Annotated in this window: 18 protein-coding genes; 6 read left to right on the forward strand and 12 right to left on the reverse strand. The window is 51.4% G+C overall.

Translation table 11 applies throughout. The features are described 5' to 3' along the window. Positions 1-4: 4 nt before the first annotated feature. Entirely contained in the window at positions 5-529 is a 525-nt protein-coding gene (locus tag ACS5NO_RS22350; RefSeq protein WP_439417194.1) for a DUF7935 family protein, read from the reverse strand. A 174-nt stretch (positions 530-703) separates the two neighbouring features. On the opposite strand from ACS5NO_RS22350, the gene ACS5NO_RS22355 reads away from it, so the two are divergent. Further along, positions 704-1,030: a HesB/IscA family protein gene (locus ACS5NO_RS22355; RefSeq protein ID WP_439417195.1), complete on the forward strand. Its 327-nt coding sequence runs from the start codon at positions 704-706 to the stop codon at positions 1,028-1,030. A gap of 82 nt (positions 1,031-1,112) precedes the next feature. Continuing rightward, positions 1,113-4,868, forward strand: a complete 3,756-nt coding sequence (locus tag ACS5NO_RS22360) for a sensor histidine kinase (protein ID WP_439417196.1) — start codon at positions 1,113-1,115, stop codon at positions 4,866-4,868. 30 nt (positions 4,869-4,898) lie between these two features. On the opposite strand, the gene ACS5NO_RS22365 is transcribed toward ACS5NO_RS22360, so the two are convergent. Then, the gene (locus ACS5NO_RS22365; RefSeq protein WP_439417197.1) at positions 4,899-5,486 is read right to left on the reverse strand and encodes an HNH endonuclease; all 588 of its coding nucleotides are present in this window, start codon (positions 5,484-5,486) and stop codon (positions 4,899-4,901) included. A gap of 359 nt (positions 5,487-5,845) precedes the next feature. On the opposite strand from ACS5NO_RS22365, the gene ACS5NO_RS22370 reads away from it, so the two are divergent. Next, positions 5,846-6,208 carry a CoA-binding protein gene (locus ACS5NO_RS22370; RefSeq protein WP_439417198.1) on the forward strand — a complete coding sequence of 121 codons (363 nt, stop codon included), beginning with the start codon at positions 5,846-5,848 and terminating at the stop codon, positions 6,206-6,208. Positions 6,209-6,299: 91 nt separating this feature from the next. Here the strand turns inward: ACS5NO_RS22370 and ACS5NO_RS22375 are convergent, their stop codons facing one another. The 7 genes from ACS5NO_RS22375 to ACS5NO_RS22405 all read right to left on the reverse strand — a co-directional run bounded on the left by ACS5NO_RS22375 (position 6,300) and on the right by ACS5NO_RS22405 (position 12,124). Next, positions 6,300-7,301, reverse strand: a complete 1,002-nt coding sequence (locus ACS5NO_RS22375) for a 3-oxoacyl-ACP synthase III family protein (protein WP_439417199.1) — start codon at positions 7,299-7,301, stop codon at positions 6,300-6,302. A 21-nt stretch (positions 7,302-7,322) separates the two neighbouring features. Then, complete coding sequence (gene purS / locus ACS5NO_RS22380) at positions 7,323-7,574, reverse strand: phosphoribosylformylglycinamidine synthase subunit PurS (RefSeq protein ID WP_114408823.1); 252 nt, start codon at positions 7,572-7,574, stop codon at positions 7,323-7,325. Positions 7,575-7,624: 50 nt separating this feature from the next. Beyond that, positions 7,625-8,308: a CDP-diacylglycerol--serine O-phosphatidyltransferase gene (gene pssA / locus ACS5NO_RS22385; RefSeq protein WP_439417352.1), complete on the reverse strand. Its 684-nt coding sequence runs from the start codon at positions 8,306-8,308 to the stop codon at positions 7,625-7,627. Positions 8,309-8,433: 125 nt separating this feature from the next. Continuing rightward, positions 8,434-9,423 carry a 2-hydroxyacid dehydrogenase gene (locus ACS5NO_RS22390; RefSeq protein ID WP_439417200.1) on the reverse strand — a complete coding sequence of 330 codons (990 nt, stop codon included), beginning with the start codon at positions 9,421-9,423 and terminating at the stop codon, positions 8,434-8,436. A gap of 148 nt (positions 9,424-9,571) precedes the next feature. After that, entirely contained in the window at positions 9,572-10,423 is an 852-nt protein-coding gene (locus tag ACS5NO_RS22395) for an aldo/keto reductase (RefSeq protein ID WP_439417201.1), read from the reverse strand. A gap of 124 nt (positions 10,424-10,547) precedes the next feature. Continuing rightward, the gene (locus tag ACS5NO_RS22400) at positions 10,548-11,543 is read right to left on the reverse strand and encodes an alpha/beta fold hydrolase (RefSeq protein WP_439417202.1); all 996 of its coding nucleotides are present in this window, start codon (positions 11,541-11,543) and stop codon (positions 10,548-10,550) included. Next, a complete protein-coding gene (locus ACS5NO_RS22405; RefSeq protein ID WP_439417203.1) occupies positions 11,540-12,124 on the reverse strand; it encodes a hypothetical protein in 585 nt (194 codons plus the stop codon). The genes ACS5NO_RS22400 and ACS5NO_RS22405 overlap by 4 nt, the downstream gene beginning before the upstream one ends. A gap of 146 nt (positions 12,125-12,270) precedes the next feature. Here ACS5NO_RS22405 and ACS5NO_RS22410 point away from each other — a divergent pair, with 146 nt between their 5' ends. Next, a complete protein-coding gene (locus ACS5NO_RS22410; protein WP_439417204.1) occupies positions 12,271-12,915 on the forward strand; it encodes a flavin reductase family protein in 645 nt (214 codons plus the stop codon). Then, entirely contained in the window at positions 12,916-13,056 is a 141-nt protein-coding gene (locus tag ACS5NO_RS22415) for a DUF2256 domain-containing protein (protein WP_439417205.1), read from the forward strand. A 12-nt stretch (positions 13,057-13,068) separates the two neighbouring features. On the opposite strand, the gene ACS5NO_RS22420 is transcribed toward ACS5NO_RS22415, so the two are convergent. The 3 genes from ACS5NO_RS22420 to ACS5NO_RS22430 are packed head-to-tail and all read right to left on the reverse strand — an operon-like array spanning position 13,069 to position 14,532. Next, positions 13,069-13,713, reverse strand: a complete 645-nt coding sequence (locus ACS5NO_RS22420; protein WP_439417206.1) for a DUF2306 domain-containing protein — start codon at positions 13,711-13,713, stop codon at positions 13,069-13,071. Positions 13,714-13,760: 47 nt separating this feature from the next. Continuing rightward, a complete protein-coding gene (locus ACS5NO_RS22425; protein ID WP_114408813.1) occupies positions 13,761-14,162 on the reverse strand; it encodes a group III truncated hemoglobin in 402 nt (133 codons plus the stop codon). Between the two features lie 22 nt (positions 14,163-14,184). Continuing rightward, a complete protein-coding gene (locus ACS5NO_RS22430) occupies positions 14,185-14,532 on the reverse strand; it encodes an ArsC family reductase (protein ID WP_439417207.1) in 348 nt (115 codons plus the stop codon). A gap of 149 nt (positions 14,533-14,681) precedes the next feature. Here ACS5NO_RS22430 and ACS5NO_RS22435 point away from each other — a divergent pair, with 149 nt between their 5' ends. Further along, a complete protein-coding gene (locus tag ACS5NO_RS22435) occupies positions 14,682-17,537 on the forward strand; it encodes a family 78 glycoside hydrolase catalytic domain (RefSeq protein WP_439417208.1) in 2,856 nt (951 codons plus the stop codon). The last annotated feature ends 19 nt before the right edge of the window (positions 17,538-17,556 follow it).

The following is a 17,556-nucleotide window of genomic DNA, read 5'->3' on the forward strand; positions in this document are numbered from 1 at the left end:
TACGTTAAAGAAAAACCGCCTGCACCTCGTCCTTGACGGCTTTGAGACCGGCCGCCGTGGGCTGAACGTCTTTCTGAATCATGTTGTCGAAAATCTTTTTGGACAGATCCAGGGCGGGCGATTCGGGCGAAACTTGCCCTGCGGCTTCGTTGATGAGCATAATCACCTCATTCATGGCGTTCTGCACCTCTTCCCAAACGGCTTGGCTCATGTAGATTTGCTGGGAGACGTTGTGATTGTATTCTTCCCGGATTTCGCGCAGCAGCAGTTGTTGCAGATCCAGCACCACCGGGGCCTCTCCGCTCAGTCGCAGCAGCAGGTTGGCGGGCGTGATGCGTTCCAGAAACAGGGCCATCCGTTCGTAAGCCTGCAACCGCAGGGGCGTAACCTCGCTGGCATACCGGTTTTTCTGCTCAACGCGTTGCTTTTCGGCTTCGCGTTCGAGCATCAGTTTGACGGTTACATACATTCCGTACAAAACCAGACCGGCCGGAACCAGTAATTTTACTAAATCAGGGATAAAATCCATACGTAATTTTCAAGCGTCGTTAATCGACTTTCCGTTATTCACCACCGGAGCCTGTTCCGCAGGGAGCGGTGCCAGGCCGGTAGCCTAAGCCACACACTGAAAACTGGCAATGGGTGGCTATATTGTGGGGTAAAGTTTGTAAATTTCAGTCAGCAAACGGAATTTCTACTTAGTATGTTTATTGAAAGTATTAAAAATCCGGTTCGTTTGACGCCACAAGCCATTGATCAGATTCAGGAGACGTTCCGGGCCAACAAAATCCCGGATACCTATGGTTTGCGGGTTGGCATTCGGGGCGGAGGCTGTGGGTCATCGTGGGTGCTGGGTTTCGACCAGCCCGGTCAGGCGGATGAAGTATTCGACATTGATACCATTCGGGTGATTATTGACAAAAAACACCTGCTTTATGTGCTCGGAGTTGAAGTCGGGTACGAGAACACGGAAGACGAACGCGGTTTTACCATTCAGAAACCAGAGCAGGCGGTAGCCGATCCACAGTAATCGATGTCGGGAACATGTCAGAAATTTTGGCATGATTTTGGGGTTATATCAGGCAGGGAAAGCCTTTTCATCCATTTTTGTTGTGAGTATACTCAACAAGCATATCTTCCTGATTCTATCGATTCTGGCACTTGGGCTGTCAGTTTTCTTCTATTCCGTGCTGGAAAGGGGCGCAATCAGTGCGGCCCACGAACAGTATTTGCAGACGACCCAGGAACGGATCAAAAATGAACTGAGCACCAGTTCGGAAGAGCTCCAGGCCGTCAGCGAACTGCTTCGGGAGAAAGCGCCACCCACCTTTGCCGGCCTGAGCCGGGAAACGAAATATCCGTATTACATCTTCCGCAACAGGCAGCTTCTCTACTGGTCCGACTACCGTTTCATCCCTGATTATCAACAACTGAAGAGCATTCTATACCCCCGGCTGATGTCATTTCCGCAGGGCAAATACCTGGTCAGCCGGCAGTTTGTCAAGCAGGGTACGGATTCGCTGGAGGTGTTTTCGCTTGTCAATGTCTACCGGCATTACCAGACTGAAAATGGTTACCTGCGCTCGGGTTACAATCCGGATCTGTTTTCGCTGACACCGCAGGAAATCTCGGTTGAAAAGAGCAGCATTTACGAAAGCATGTATGACCAGACGCCGGTGTTTCTGTTTTCGGTCATTCCTCCGCGAATGGAGGGCTATCAAAATCAGACTTCACCCGTCAACACGGTTATTCTGGCCCTGTTGTCGGTCTTTTTCATGGGCATTTACCTCGTTCGCCGAACCCTGAATTTACGTCGAAGCCGGCATTATGGGGCGGGTTTTGTGATACTGGCCCTGTATCTGATCGTTCTTCGGGCGGTGATGCTGTATTTTGGCGTTCCTTTTTTGTTCTTTGAAACCGATCTGTTCAATCCCGGCTATTTCGGTTCGTCGGTGGTAGCCCCTTCCCTGGGCGATCAATTGCTGAACTGCATCGTGATGGTCATTCTGGCCCTGTATCTGGCCAGCACATTTTACCGAACCCGCTCTTACTATTGGCTTCTGCGCCAGTCGGATGGGTTGAAAGCCCTCGTTTCGACCATCACGGTTGTTCTCAGTTATAGTGTCTTTTACGGATGTTTCCGCGAACTGAATACCATTTACGAGAAGTCCGGTTTCACGCTCGATATTACGCTCAGTCTTTCGTTTTCCAGCTTAAAAATGGCCTGCCTGCTGGTTTTCATCGGCATATCGACGGTTTTTTTTCTGCTTCAGTATGTTTTTTCCAGTCTGTTCATCCGCCTGAATTTAACCCTGTGGCGGGGCCTGCTCTGGTTCCTGATAGGCACCATTCTGTCGGTCTTGCTTTTCTGGCAAGACTCCACACCAATGCCATGGATTTTAGCGATTCAGGGGGTTTATTTTATGGTGCTGTATGTGAGCCGTTTTCCGCGCGCGCTGTATTCATTCCGGTATAAAACTACCCTCTACCTGTTTTTTACGGCTTTTGTCTGTGCGACCGTAGCAACGTATGTCGTTTACAACCAAGGCCTTAAAAAAGATCTCGTCAACAAACGGAAATTTGGCGAACAGTTGCTGGTCGAAAATGATGCGTTTGGCGAATTTCTGCTCAACAAGTCACGAACTGCCATTACGCAGGATGCCGAAATTCGGCGGGTCATGGCCAATGACACCCTGCTGCTGCGCGAACGCATTCAGCAGCGGGTCAAAAATGTTCACCTGGATAGGTATTTTGAACGGTATTCGATCGATGTTCTGATTTTCAACTCGGGCAATCCAATCCCGGGTAATCCGCAGGCAGAAACCAATTACCGGAATTATGCCGAGCGTTTCCGGCAGGATCAATACCGAACCCAATACCCCGGTATTTATTTCATCAACGATGCCGGCAATAACTTTGTCAAACAATACGTCCAGTTTTTCGACTTCAAACTGGGTGAAAACCGGGTGGGGCATGTCGTGCTCGATCTGAAATTAACCCGAAATCAGTCCGGACGACTGGATCCCAGCCTGCTAACTGACAAAAAATTCATTCAGGCTCCCGAAACCCAAATTTACAATTATGCCATTTACGGCCCCGGGAAACGAATGCTGTACAATTCCGGGGAATATAACTACGACCGGAAGTTGCCGGCATCCCTCCTGAGTGACCCTGTTTTGTTCGACCAGGGCGTATCACACGAAAACTACAAACACGTTGGTTTGCGGGATGAAAGTGGCCGAATTGTCGTCATCTCATCCCGAGACTACCCCATTCGCAACCTCTTTTCCAATTTCTCCTTTCTCTATCTGGTTCTGATCCTGTATATCCTGATTCTGATCCTGATCTATTCCATCCGGTTTGGCTTCTCCCGGTTTTACATCAATTACTCGACTAAAACGCAACTCTACCTCAACGCAGCCTTCTTTTTGCCGCTGGTGCTTGTTGTCGCCATTACGTTTGGCGTAATCAGTTCCAATTATGATGCCTACCAGCAGACCACGTACCTGACCAATGCCAAGAACATCAGCTCTAATTTCCGGGGCGACTGGACCAGTTTTTTGCAGGGAACGACCAGCAAGGCGTATCTTGAGGAGGAACTGAAGAAAATCACGCAGGATGACGATATCGACATCAGCATTTTCGACAAAAGTGGAACCCTCTTCTGTTCGACGCAGCCGCTGGTCTACGAAAGCGGTCATTTGTCGAAACGGATCAATCCCGAAGCGTATATTCACCTGGCTGAAGGGAAAGAAAACCAGATTTTGCTGACCGAGTCGCTGGGGACAAAGCAATACCGCACGGCGTATGCCAGCATCAAATCCTACGACGGGGAGTTGCTGGGCATGTTGGGCGTATCGCATTTCAATTCCGAACCCGAACTCGAACACCAGATGATCGATGTCGTTTCCACGGCACTGAGCGTGTTTACGGGTCTGTTCATGATCTTCCTGCTCGTTTCTTACTGGGCTTCCAACGTTTTGACCAAACCGCTCAAAATCATCACGCAGAAAATCCGCAAAACCAACCTCGACCGGTTTAACGAGCCGCTGGACTGGAAATCGGACGATGAAATCGGGTTGCTGATTGGCGAGTACAACCGGATGCTGGTGAAACTGGAAGAGAAAAAGCAGGCACTATCGCAAAGTGAGAAACAGTCGGCCTGGCGGGAAATGGCCAAGCAGGTTGCCCACGAAATCAAGAATCCGCTGACGCCGATGAAGCTGACGCTCCAGCACCTGCAACGCACGCTGCAATCCGACAGTCCGACGGCCCGGCGGGTGTTGCAACGGACACTGGAGACGCTGCTTGATCAGATCGACAATCTGAGTGACATCGCCACGTCGTTCTCCGACTTTGCCAAAATGCCATTGCCCAAAAATGAGTTGTTTGAAATCACCTCGGTGATCAATAAAGCCGCCGACCTGTATGCCGACGATGGTAAAATCACACTGATTCGGGACATTTCCCCGTATCCGGTGATGGTCATGGGCGATCGGCAACTGATTGGCCGCATCCTTACCAATTTGATTATCAACAGTGTGCAATCCGTTTCGGCCGACCGGAAGCCGGTTATCAAACTACGGCTAACGGTTACCGACGATCACATCAATATTGAAATCAGTGACAACGGGGCAGGGGTTCCCGAAGCCATTCGCAGTAAAATTTTCCTGCCTAACTTCAGCACAAAAGAGGGCGGCTCCGGCCTGGGGCTGGCCATTGCCAAACGCGGAATCGAACACGCCGGCGGCAGCATCTGGTTTGAAACCGCAACCGGGGAAGGAACCACCTTTTTTATCAGTTTACCCCACATTCCGCCCATCGGTACGGGTAGTGGACTGAAAGGTGAAAGCATCGGACTCAATTAGCAACGCTGAAGGCAAAGCAAAAAACCGCCTTTAGTTTCTCTCACTCGGAACGTCATCGTCAATCGTAACGTGCTTCCAGTTCTCACCCGAACGGATCCGGTTCAGTTGGGTGTGCGTGATGCCAAACTGCTTGGCGATCATTTTCAGGCGGTTCTTCTCATTCTTTAATAATTTTTTGATCATCTTCACCTTCGACTCGGTCAGTTTGTAATTCCGGGTCCGGCGCGGAATTTCGCGGTTCAGGATGTTCGGGCTGGTGCGGTTGTGTTCAATCATTTCCTCTTTCGTTACCCACTTCAGGTTCTGAAAATGATTGTTTTTCTTGTCGTGATCGAGGTGAATGACATACTTCTGCTCCGGGCTTTCGCGGTTCAGAAACAGTTCGGCGATCAGCTTGTGAAAATACCGGTTGATCGTTTTGCCGCCAGTACGGATGTTGAGCGAACGATAGCCCTGAATGATCGATCCATTGATGAGCGTACCATCCTTCGGGTCGTTTTGAAAACTCTTTAGTCGGCCGTAATTCGAAACTTCATAGCGGGGCGGGTTTTCAACTCCCTCAAAGTTGATCGCCACCCATTTCTCATTCCAGTAATTGCTGGTCCTTTTCTCAGGCATGTTTAGGCTAATTCGGTTAGTCATCGGGTATGTTTGTTGAATGAACAATTAACAAAATAGACGGGAAGCCGGAAACGAATATGGTTAAAAGTGTCAATAATTCATCGAAATAGACAAGTTGAGAACAATTTAGTCAAACTTAATCGTTCCCACAAGTTTTATTTTGTTTAACATTTTTCAGTTTTTGTTAAACAAATATAGGCGCAATTTTTGGTATTGCAAATCGATCAGAAAAGTAACAATAGAGATGAAGTGGCCGGAATGGTATATACGCAACAGAGCCAGATTAGGATTTGAAATAGAAACTAAACTGCCATCCCGATAGTTTTCCGGGAAGAGTCGAATAAAAAAATGTAGTAATGAAAAGCAAAACATTAGTTATTGGGGCTTCCGAAAACCCGGAGCGCTATGCCAACAAGGCTGCCAATCGCCTGGTACAGCAGGGCCATGCCATCGAATTACTCGGTCTGCGTTCGGGAACGGTTCGGGGCAATCCCATCCGGACCGGGCAACCGGAACTGAACGATATCGATACAGTTACCCTCTATGTTTCGCCCAAAAACCAGACGGGCTTCTACGAATACATTAAAAAGTTGAAACCCCGGCGGGTGATTTTTAATCCGGGAACTGAGAACCCGACTTTTGAGAAAGACCTGCAACAGCAGGGCATCGAACCCATCGAAGCCTGTACGCTGGTGATGCTGGCCACGGGGCAGTATTGATTTTTAGAATAAAGAGGTGAGACAAGAGAGAAAAGACAGTACGGTTTATTTGTCTTTATTCTCTTGTCTCACCTCTTTATTCTAAAAAAAATCACCACTTTATCAGCGCGGAGGCCCAGGTGAAACCGCTGCCGAAAGCCGCCAGACAAAGCACGTCGCCGGGTTGAATGCGGCCCTGTTCCCAGGCTTCGGTCAGGGCAATGGGGATGGATGCGGCCGTGGTGTTGCCATACCGCTGAATGTTGTTGTACACTTTTTCGGCGGGCAGCTTCAGTTGCTGGCGAACGTAGTCCGAAATGCGGATATTGGCCTGGTGGGGCACCAGCAACGCAATGTCTTCGGGGCCGTAGCCGTTCGCTTTCAGCGCTTCATTGATCACTTCCGCAAACCGCACCGTGGCGTGTTTGAAAACCGCGTTGCCATTCATGACGACATCAAAACCGCCTTCGTCGACCATCTCTTTGGTGGCCGAGCGCGACGGACGGCTGCTGCCCGGATCGCGAACGTAGAGGTCTTCGGCATAACGCCCATCCGCGTGCAGGTGGGTCGACAGAACCCGGTGTTCCGGATCGTCGGTGGCCTGCAAAACGGCAGCTCCGGCACCATCCCCAAAAATGACGGCTACACCCCGGCCCTGGTTGCTTTTGTTGATCCAGGTCGATTGAATTTCGGAACCCACCACCAGCACGTTTTTATACATACCGGTTTTGATAAACTGGTCGGCAATGGACAGGGCATACACAAAACCCGAACACTGGTTGCGGATGTCGATGACGCCGATGCCCTCCAACCCCAATTCACGCTGCATCAGGAAACCCGAACCGGGGAAGAAATAATCGGGCGTAATCGTCGCAAAAACAATCAACTCAATGTCAGCCGTTTGCAGGCCCGCCCGGTCGATGGCCATACGGGACGCAGCCGCGGCCATGCTGGCGTTGGTGTCTTTTCCGTAGGTAAAATACCGCCGTTGCTCAATCCCGGTGCGCTCCCGAATCCATTCGTCCGACGTATCCATGTACTGCGTCAGATCCTGGTTCGTGACGACGTTTTCGGGGACGTAAAACCCCAGACCGGTGATGGTGGAATAAGTCATGAGAAGGGTAAGAGAGGCTGACTACACGCCCTGAATCGAAAACGTGTATTCTTCCATAATCAGGTTGGCGAGCAGTTGGCGGCAGGCCGTATCGACGGTTTCCTTCGCTTTTTCCTCCGACTCCGCTTCGACTTCCAGACGGATGTGTTTGCCAATCCGGACGTCTCCCACCGAATCGATGTGGAGGTTGTGCAGTCCCAGTTTTACGGCTTTGCCCTGTGGATCCAGAATTTCCTTCTGGGGCATTATGTCAATTTCAGCAACGTATTTCATGTTTGAAGCAGATCAGCAGTGCGGGAATTTAGGGGTTAAAATTCAATCCGTCACGGCTTGTTTTTAGCAAAGTATGAGATCAAAATGTATAAAGCAATCACCAGCGGTACGGCTGCGAAGTGCAAAAATAACAACAGAAACGCTGATCCGATCAGAAAACTGAATTTTATGCGGTTTTCACGCCAGCCGAAGGATTTGAATTTGAACGCCAGCAAGGGCAGTTCGGCTACCATCATGAACGAGAAAACAATTAGCAAAAACAGCGTGATGGGGTTTTGCCACAGAAAAGCAAACTGCGGCTGGTAGTGGGCCATGAGCGGAAAAGCCGCAATGAAGATGGTGTTGGCCGGAACCGGCAGACCAATAAACTGGTCGGACTGGCGGGTGTCAATGTTGAAATTGGCGAGTCGCAAGGCGGCTAAAACCGCGATGGTGAAGGCCAGATACGACCAGTTTCCCAGTCCCAGCGACCACAGGGCATGATAAACCAGCGTGGCCGGCAAAACGCCGAAGGTCACGACGTCGGCCAGCGAATCCAGTTCTTTCCCAAACGGCCCCGACGCATGAACCAGCCGGGCCACAAAACCGTCGCCAAAATCGAGCACACCAGCCAGCAGAATAAGCCAGGCCGCCGTGTCGGAATGGCCGCGCAGGGTCATTACCAAACCGATGCAACCGCACAGCAGGTTGCCGCAGGTCATGGCATTGGGCAGGTGGCGGAGCAATTTCGTAATGGATGTGATGGCTAAGTGAAACACGCTCGTCCGAAAACGATGGTGTAAAGCTACACGAGAGAGTTGTCAACTCAAATTTTGGCCGAAAGAAAAACGAATCGGTGTGTGCGGTTTTCAGAAACCGGTCACATCGACATTTTGCTGATGCCTTCCTGCCGGCTATTCTGGTAGAACGAAATCTGGAGGATCAGCCGGTGGGCAATCTGCTGCAGTGCTTCCTCGGTGAGAAATCCCTGGTGGGCCGTCAGCAACACCCGCGGGTGCGTCCGCAAGCGGTTGAGCAGGTCGTCGGTGATGGGCTGGCCGGAAAAATCCCGGTGAAACCACTTCTTCTCATTCGCATACACATCAGCCGCATACCCGGCCAACGCGTTGGCATCCAGCGCATCCAGAATCGCTGCGGTATCGACCAACCCGCCCCGACTCGAGTTGACCACAATGGCCGTTGGTTTCAGTTGCGACAGGGCCAGTGCGTTCAGAAGCTGGTGGGTTTGGGCGTTCAGCGGGCAATGCAGCGAGATCACATCGGATTCGGCCAGGAGCGTTGGCAGGGCAACGTAGCGGACGCCTGCGTTGAGCAGCGGCTGATTCGGTTTGATATCGAACGCGAGCACCCGACAGCCAAATCCCAGCATGATCTGGCAAAAAGCCTGACCAATGTGCCCTGTACCGATTACCCCGACGGTTTTTCCGTGCAAATCCTGACCCGTTAGCCCATTGATCGAAAAATTACCCTGCTGAACCCGTTCGTGCGCCTGCGGAATGTGCCGAACCAGGCCCATCAGCAGCGCAACGGCGTGTTCGGCAACGGAATAGGGCGAATAGCCCGGCACGTGTAAAACCGTTATGCCGAGTTCGTCAGCGGCTTCCAGATCGACATTGTCCAGCCCCACGCATCGCATGGCGACCAACTGAATGCCCAGCGACCGGAGCGATTCCAGAACCGGTTTGCTCAAATCATCTTCCACAAACGCGCAAACCGCTTCGTAACCGCTGGCCAGGTGACTGGTTTGTTCGGTCAGAATCTCGTCGATAAACGTGATGGTGTGGTGCGCCTGGTACCGGATAAACCAGTCCCGTTCGTAAGCGGCTGTACTGAAAAAGGCAATTTTCATAACTCGTGGATTTTATGCAAAAGTACGGTGATCAGACCGGTTACCCCATGACTTTCCTCACTTCGACGAATGACCCTAATTGCCAAAATCCCCGGATAGTGGCTCCCCTAGCGATCAAACCCTAAAAACTTACCCGACAGGCCGCGATTCATTCCGACAAAGCCGCAAAATCGTCGTCCGATAACACAATCTGATCGGCGGCCAGATTCTCGTTCAGGTGATCGAGTGAGCTGGTTCCGGGAATCAGAAGGATGTTGGACGAGCGTTTCAGTAACCACGCCAGGGCGATTTGCGCCGTTGTGGCCTCGTGTTTCTCCGCGATTTCCCGAATTTTGGCGGCCAGTTTCTTCGGCCCGGACGCCAGCGGATACCAGGGAATAAACGCCATGCCGCGTTGAATGGTGTAATCCAGAACCGCTTCCCACTTCCGGTTTCCGAGGTTATACAGGTTTTGTACCGATACGATCGGCAACACTTTTTCGGCCCGTTCAATATCCCTGATGCCCACTTCCGACAAACCGACATGGCGAATTTTCCCCGCCTGAACGGCTTCCACGACCGGCCCGAGGGTTTCTTCAACCGGGATGTCGGGGTCAAACCGGTGAAGTTGCCAAAGGTCGATGCGCTCCAGTTTCAGCCGCTGCAGGCTGCCGTCAATCGCCTGCCGGATGTGATCCGGGTCGCCGTTGGTCACCCACTGATTGGGGCCGGTTCGGTCAAAACCGCCTTTGGTGGCAATAATCAGTCCTTGTCGATATGGATGCAGGGCATCGGCAATCAGTTTTTCATTGGTATGCGGGCCGTAGGAATCCGCCGTATCGATAAAATTCACGCCCGACTCCACGGCTTTTTGCAAAACCGCCTTTGCCGTTTCCCGGTTCGGCGCATCACCCCACACCCCAAAACCCGTCAGTTGCATGCCGCCGTAACCCAACCGGTTAATTTCCAGGTCACCGCCCAGTTTGAAAGTTAATGCCACTTGTTCTGTTGTGTTGCTCATGGTATGGTTTGTTGATTCATTCCACCACAACACAAGATCAATCCGGTTCGCGTTCCAATTCGGAGCAAAAATTAGTCTGTGACCTCTCCAACCAAACGACAAAACCGGGCGTCCGGGCGACTTTTTACCTGACAAATTTCAACACTTCGCCCACAAACCGGTCGGTTTCCGATATAAACGGTTCGTGGTAGGATTGGTCGAAGGTGACAAACGTCGGCGCGGTTTTCGTCAGCAAATCCCGGGTTTCGTAGCCAATTTCGATGGGAACCACACCATCTTTTTTGCCCCAGAACAAGGCCACCGGAATCTGGATATTTTTCAGAAACGCGCTCCGGTCATACCCCCGAATGGTGCTTTCACCGTATTCTGTATACGCTTTCGGGTGCGAAAACTGGGCCAGAGCGGTGTTGGGTGAGGCAAATAAATAATTGATAACAAACTTCTTATCGTCGTAAATCGAAACCGGATTACCGTCCAGGTCGAGCATTCGTTTATAGAGTTCGGGCCACTCGTAGGTTCCCAGATTTTCGGCGGTTACGGGCCGGGCCTGAACGTACTGCTCGATGGCGGTATTTTTTTGCAGCCGCGCTTCCCTCAGCACCCACTCCCGCATCTGCACCAGCCAGCGGTAGGTCGAAAACGTGCCATTGACGGCGATCAACCCGCTGACCAGCTTCTGGTTGTCATTGGTCGTTAGAAATTGCCACGCCAGTTCCACGCCGAAACTATGCGCCACGAGGTAAATTTGGGTGTTGGGATACTGCTCTTTCAAAAGCTTCACAACGTAGTAGGCATCTTCGCCGAACTGCTCGTACGTCAACGTTTTCACATCCACTTTTCCCGACGCCGACCCGGCAATCCGCTGGTCCCAATACGCCACGGCCACGTCGTTTTCCAGCCCTTTGAGGTAATGCCGGTAACACATGGCGCAGTCGCCGGGACCGCCGTGCAGAAACAGAACCAGTTTGTTTGATGCCAGATTTCCGCGCACCCAGATGGGCATATCCGCGCCTTTGTGCCGTAAATAGAGCGTTCGGTCGGTCGTCGTTGTGTCGTCTTTTTCGCAGGCAACGAGCGAAACCGCCATCAAGAGAAACAGGTATGTATAGAGCGTTTTCATTTGTTTTTCAAGGGTTTACGAATACCACATTCGATTCCAAAGCGCATCAGGCTTGACGCGTTGTAGGGCCGTTGCTGCATCAGGTTCAGCTTGGCATACCAGGCGAGTGAGCGGTTTTTCCGGATCGACAGATCGCGCCCGAAACCGACCGAAACCGTCGGCAGATAGGCTCCGCGACCGGCCATTTTAACCCGCCGAAAGTCGCCGTTTTCATCGACCTCGAAGGTTTTCCCCGCCAGAAAATACCGGAAATACGAGTTGGAAAGCCCGACTTCAAAGGTACCGCCCCGCCGACCCGTCCGCTGGTAAGCCAGTTCGGGCGAAAGGATGAGGCCCACGTGGTTGTCGGGGTGATTGTAAACCGCCAGTCCGGGTGTCAACAGAAATTCTTTCCGCGCCGAATTGCGGGTTTTGATGCGGGAAATGAGCGGGTATTCGTAGGCTACTTTCAGCCCGTAGTGGGTGACAGTTTCGCCGAAATAAGCCACCCGCAGTTGCTGGGCGCGGGCTTCCGGGCTGGGCATGGCGACGAAAACCGCCAGAAGCAGGAGCCCGATACTGATGTAACGTTTCATGTTCATGGTATGGTGTTGTTTATCAGGCTGTAAAGGTCGCAGATTGGTTGCAGATGAAAGGTGTCAGAAGATGCAAAAAAACGATCAGAAGGCGACAGAAAACGCCAAACGAGCCCTACCTTTGACGGGCTATTTTAAAAACCAGACCGATTATGCACCTGACCAAAGCAGACCTTGAAACCACCGAACGAATCAAACGTCTGAATATCATCAACTCCGTCACCGGCATCAAACCGGCCAACCTCATCGGATCGGTTTCGAACGAGGGGCAATCCAATCTGGCCATTTTTAGTTCGGTGATTCATTTGGGGAGCAATCCCGCCCTGCTGGGGTTCATCCTGCGTCCCGATCGGGAAGCGGGGCAACATACCTACGAAAACATTCTGGAAACCGGTTTTTACACCATCAACCACGTTCATGAATCGTTTGCGGAACAGGCCCATTACACCTCCGCAAAATTCAAACGAGACGAGTCGGAGTTTGACAAATGCCGCTTTACGGAAGAATACCTTTCCGGTTTTAAAGCGCCTTTTGTAAAAGAAAGCAAGTTGAAACTGGGCCTGAAGTTTTTGCAGGGCATTCCGATTGAAGCCAACAACACGATGCTGATCATCGGCGAAATCGAACAGTTGATCGTGCCGGACGAAGCCGTCGATGAGCAGGGACATATTGACCTGAGCCACGTTGACGATGTGGGCATTTCAGGCTTGAACAGCTATTATAAACTGGAAAAAATCGCCCAGTTTCCGTATGCCCGCCCGCAGTCGCTGCCCAATTTCGCCGGAGAAAATGACTAGATGAAAAAGCAGGATTTACCCACAAAAATCTGTCCGATTTGTGGAAAACCGTTTAGCTGGCGAAAAAAATGGGAAACCGTCTGGAGCGAGGTGAAATATTGCAGTGAACGATGCCGGCGAAACAAAAATACCGGTTTGTAAGACGTTACCCATTCAGCCGTTCCAGACCACATCGGCGGTATTGGCTCGATTTCTTCGCGTTATCCACCACTCCACAAAAACCAGATTCGGCACCCAGCATAACCAGGCTACGACCGGGAATGCCACCGAAAACGGCAAGTGAAAAACTGCTAGTTCAACGGGCAAGATGATCCGCAGTGTCACCGCTGACAGGGTGGCCGCGTAACTGCGGAACATCCAATCCTGGTGGCTGCGAATCTGGCCCTGGCGAATCGCCCGGTAGGCCCGGAAAGTCGTATAAAACCAGGCGATGGCCAACCCGGCAAAACCCACAGCCGCCACCCAGCCCGTACTGGCAAACCAGGCTGCGCAGAATGCGGCCACGCTCGCAACCAGTATGCTGAACACGTAGAGTTTTCCCAGTCGCCGGTGTAACCCGACCCGGCGCTGGCGGAGTTGGCGGGAGAATTGAAATGGCCCCAGACTCAGCGCAACAGCACCCAGACCAACGTGGGTGAAGAAGACCGTTCGCCAGAACAGGTTGCCCAACGGCTTGTTGGTGAGAAAACCGGGTTGGTAGCCCGGCAGAAAATAGGCCAGGGCATAGAGTGCCACGCCGAAAATCAGGAAATACCCAAACCCGGTGGCGACCTTGCTGAAGAGCCTTTTCAGGAGCATTGTGTTTTCGAAAATTACGGGTGGCAGGTTCAGATTGCAAATCTTGATCAGCCGCCCATGTGCGAATCGTTGTTGATGTACTCGAATTTATGGTTCCAGACCAAGGCAATCTGCGTAGCGCGCTGGCGGGTTAGCTCGGCATTGGTCCCCTCAAAATGTTCCGTAAGCGTTTCTGAAAATAGCTTCAGCCACCGCTCAAAATGGTCGAGCGTCAGCGTATGTTGCTGATTGATGAGCAGATGGGGCCGAAACGGATGACCATGGTAGGCGTCATTGCCCAGAATGATGTTTTCCCAGAACGCGTACATTTTGGGTAAATGCTTCGCCCAGTCGACGTGGGCGACATCGGTAAAAATGGGGCCGATGAAGTCGTCAGCCTGTACTTTCTCATAAAATGAATCCACCAAAAACCGGATGGCTTCCGGCGAATCCAGCGTGCGTTTGCTCATCAACTCCCGGTTTTATACGTTACTACGTTGAGAACACATTTTCGTAGACTTCCGGTTTAAACCCGAGTGCAATAATCTGATTTTCTGCTTCGATCAGCGGCCGGCGAATCACCGACGGCTTGTCGATCATCAGCGCAATGGCGTTTTCCATCCGGGTCGGTTTTTCGGCCTCGGGCAGTTTTTTCCAGGTCGTTCCGGCGCGGTTCACCAGTTCTTCCCACGGCTTCTGCGTCAGCCAGTGTTCAATCGTTTTCCGGTCGATGCCCTGTTTTTTGTAGTCGTGAAACTGGTACGCAATGCCGTGTTCAGCCAGCCAGACACGGGCTTTTTTCACGGTATCGCAATTCGGAATGGCGTAGAGGGTGTACATGAATGGCGTATATTGAGCCGCAAAAGTAGCGAATTTGCGGGTTGTAATCAGCGGTTTTGGAGAGTAGTTTGGCGGGGCGTTCCCCTTTCAGTAAAAGCTCATCGAACCACCGCGACGGGACTTTCCCGCACAGAAACGAACCCTTTGCCATGAAATGTATTCCGGTTTCTTATCACCATTCGGCGGTGATATTTTTTTTTAGTATCTTCTTTTGCCAGATATCCTTTGGGGTTCCAACCGATGTAAAGCCCGTTCATCTTCGGACGGAATACAAACTGAATCCGGTTGTGGATGCAACGACTCCCCGTTTAAGCTGGGAACTGACGTCGGCAACCCGGGGACAACTCCAAACCGCCTATCAGATTATGGTGGCTTCGTCGCCGGCGTTCTTAGCCGCCGACAAAGCCGACCTCTGGAACTCCGCCAAACAACCGGGCCGCGCCACCAACCAGATCGAGTATGCCGGAAAACCGCTCTCCGCCCGGACGGTTTGTTACTGGAAAGTTCGGAGTTGGGACAAAAACGGCCAGCCGGGTCCGTGGAGTGCCCCCGCCCGCTGGGAAATGGGTTTGCTCGATCCATCCGACTGGAAAGCAAAATGGATCGGGAATGATCTGACGGCTCTGGGCAAAGGGAAGGTGTATCATTTACCACCAGCCCCGTTTTTCCGGAAAGAAACGACCCTGAAAGCGCCTGTTAAACGGGCCCGCTTATACGTCACCTCATTGGGTTTATACGAATTCCAGATCAACGGAAAACGGATTGGGAACGATTACTTTATACCGGGCTGGACGGATTACAACAAGCGGGTTTATTACCAGACGTATGACGTCACAGCCAATTTAAAAGCGGGCAAAAATGCACTCGGCGCCATCGTTTCGGAGGGTTGGTATGCCGGATATCTGGGCTACGCGCTGCTGATTGGCAACCCTGTCGTGAAAAATTTCTACGGCGATGTGCCCCTGCTGAAAGCGCAGCTCGAAGTGGAATATGCCAATGGACAAAAAGAAACGATTGCAACGGATCAAACCTGGAAAACGAACCACGGCCCGATCCTGGAAGCAGACATTTTAAATGGAGAAACCTACAACGCCAATCTGGAATTTGAGAACTGGAGCCAAAGCGGTTTTGCCGATGCGAATTGGAAGAACAGCACCGTTTATCCAGACAAACCGGAGCGGAAGATAGAGACCTATCCCGGCAATCCAATTCAGGTTTTTCAGGAATTAAAATCAAAAACCGTCACTCCAAAATCAGGGGGACGCTACCTTTTTGACCTGGGGCAAAATTTTGCCGGCGTGGTGCGGCTGCACGTCAAAGGAAACAAAGGCGATACGATTCGCTTAAAATTTGGCGAAATGTTATTTCCGAATGGGGAAATCATGACGGAAAATTTACGGAAAGCACGCGCAACCGATACGTACATTTTAAAGGGCCGAAAAGACGGTGAAACGTGGACGCCCAAATTCACCTACCACGGTTTTCAATACGTTGAAGCGACCGGTTTTAAAACCGCTCCCGGCCTGGATGCCATCACAGGAATCGTGCTGAGTTCGGCCACTCCGCAGGCCGGTTCGTTTGAAACGGATAGCCCATTGATCAACAAGCTCTACCAAAACATTGTCTGGACGCAGCGATCGAATTATTTTGATATTCCGACGGATTGCCCGCAGCGCGATGAACGACTGGCCTGGACGGGCGATGCGCAGGCCTACATCAAATCTGCCACCTTCAACAACGACATTGCGGCTTTTTTCACCAAGTGGCTGGTGGATTTAAACGACGCCCAGCGGGCCGATCAGGCGTATCCCTTGTATGCCCCCGCGCCCAGTGTTCGGAAAACCGATACGTATTCGCCCGGCTGGTCCGAAGCAGGTATTGTTTGCCCCTATATCATTTATAAGACCTACGGCGATACCCGCGTGATCCGCAAGTTCTGGCCCAATATGGTCGCTTACCTCCAGTTTATGGAAGCAAAGAGCAACGGCGAATACGTTTATAAAGAGCGTAGTTTTGAAGACATTGCCCCTAAAGGCGGATACGGTGACTGGCTTTCCGTCGGCAAAAAAACACCGCCTGATTTGCTGGCCTCGCTGTATTATGGCTATGTGGCTTCGTTGATGGCCGAAATGGCCAAAGCGATTGGCAAATCCGACGAAGCCGCTCATTTTGAAGGTATTTTTACGAAAATCAAACAAACTTTTTTGAAACATTATACGGATTCAACCGGCAAGTTTAAAACGAACAGTGCCGCGTATGGCGATGGTGAAGGCTACGTAGATGGTACGATGGGTTTTGACGGTCATACGCAAACGGCGTATGCCAACGCAATTTATATGCACATGCTGAAGCCGGAACACGATCAGAAAGCCGGGGACTGGCTGATGGAACTGATCAAAGCAAATGACAATAAACTCGCAACCGGTTTTTTAGGGTTAAAACCTTTGCTGCCCGCACTTTCCAGTACGGGAAACTCACAGGAAGCTTACCGATTGCTATTGAGTACCGAATATCCGTCCTGGGGTTTTGAAGTGGTCAACGGGGCCAATACGATCTGGGAACGCTGGAACAGCTACATCAAAGGCAAAGGATTTGAAAATAATTCCGGAATGAATTCATTTAATCACTATGCTTTTGGCTCCGTCAACGAATGGTTATTTGGCCATGCGGCCGGTATCAAAGTGGGCGAAGCCGGGTATAAAACGATTATGATTCGGCCGGAAATTGCCAGCGAGGGCATCCGTTCCGTGAAAGCGACGTACCATTCCATCAGCGGCCTCATCGAAAGTGCCTGGAGAAAAACCGGCTCAACCCTTACCCTGCAAATGACGATTCCCGTGAACACCACGGCAACGGTTTTTATCCCGACTACCAATCCCGCCACGGTTTTAGAATCGTCGAAATCGCTGAAAACGAATCCGGCGATCACCGTGAAGGAATTTAAAGACGGGTATTTACAACTTGAAATCGGCTCCGGCCCGTATCATTTCAAGTCCCAAAATTAAGTACTCCAACAAACAACCC

Origin of the sequence: Larkinella fluvii, assembly GCF_051857545.1 — a bacterium.
Taxonomy (GTDB): Bacteria; Bacteroidota; Bacteroidia; order Cytophagales; family Spirosomataceae; genus Larkinella.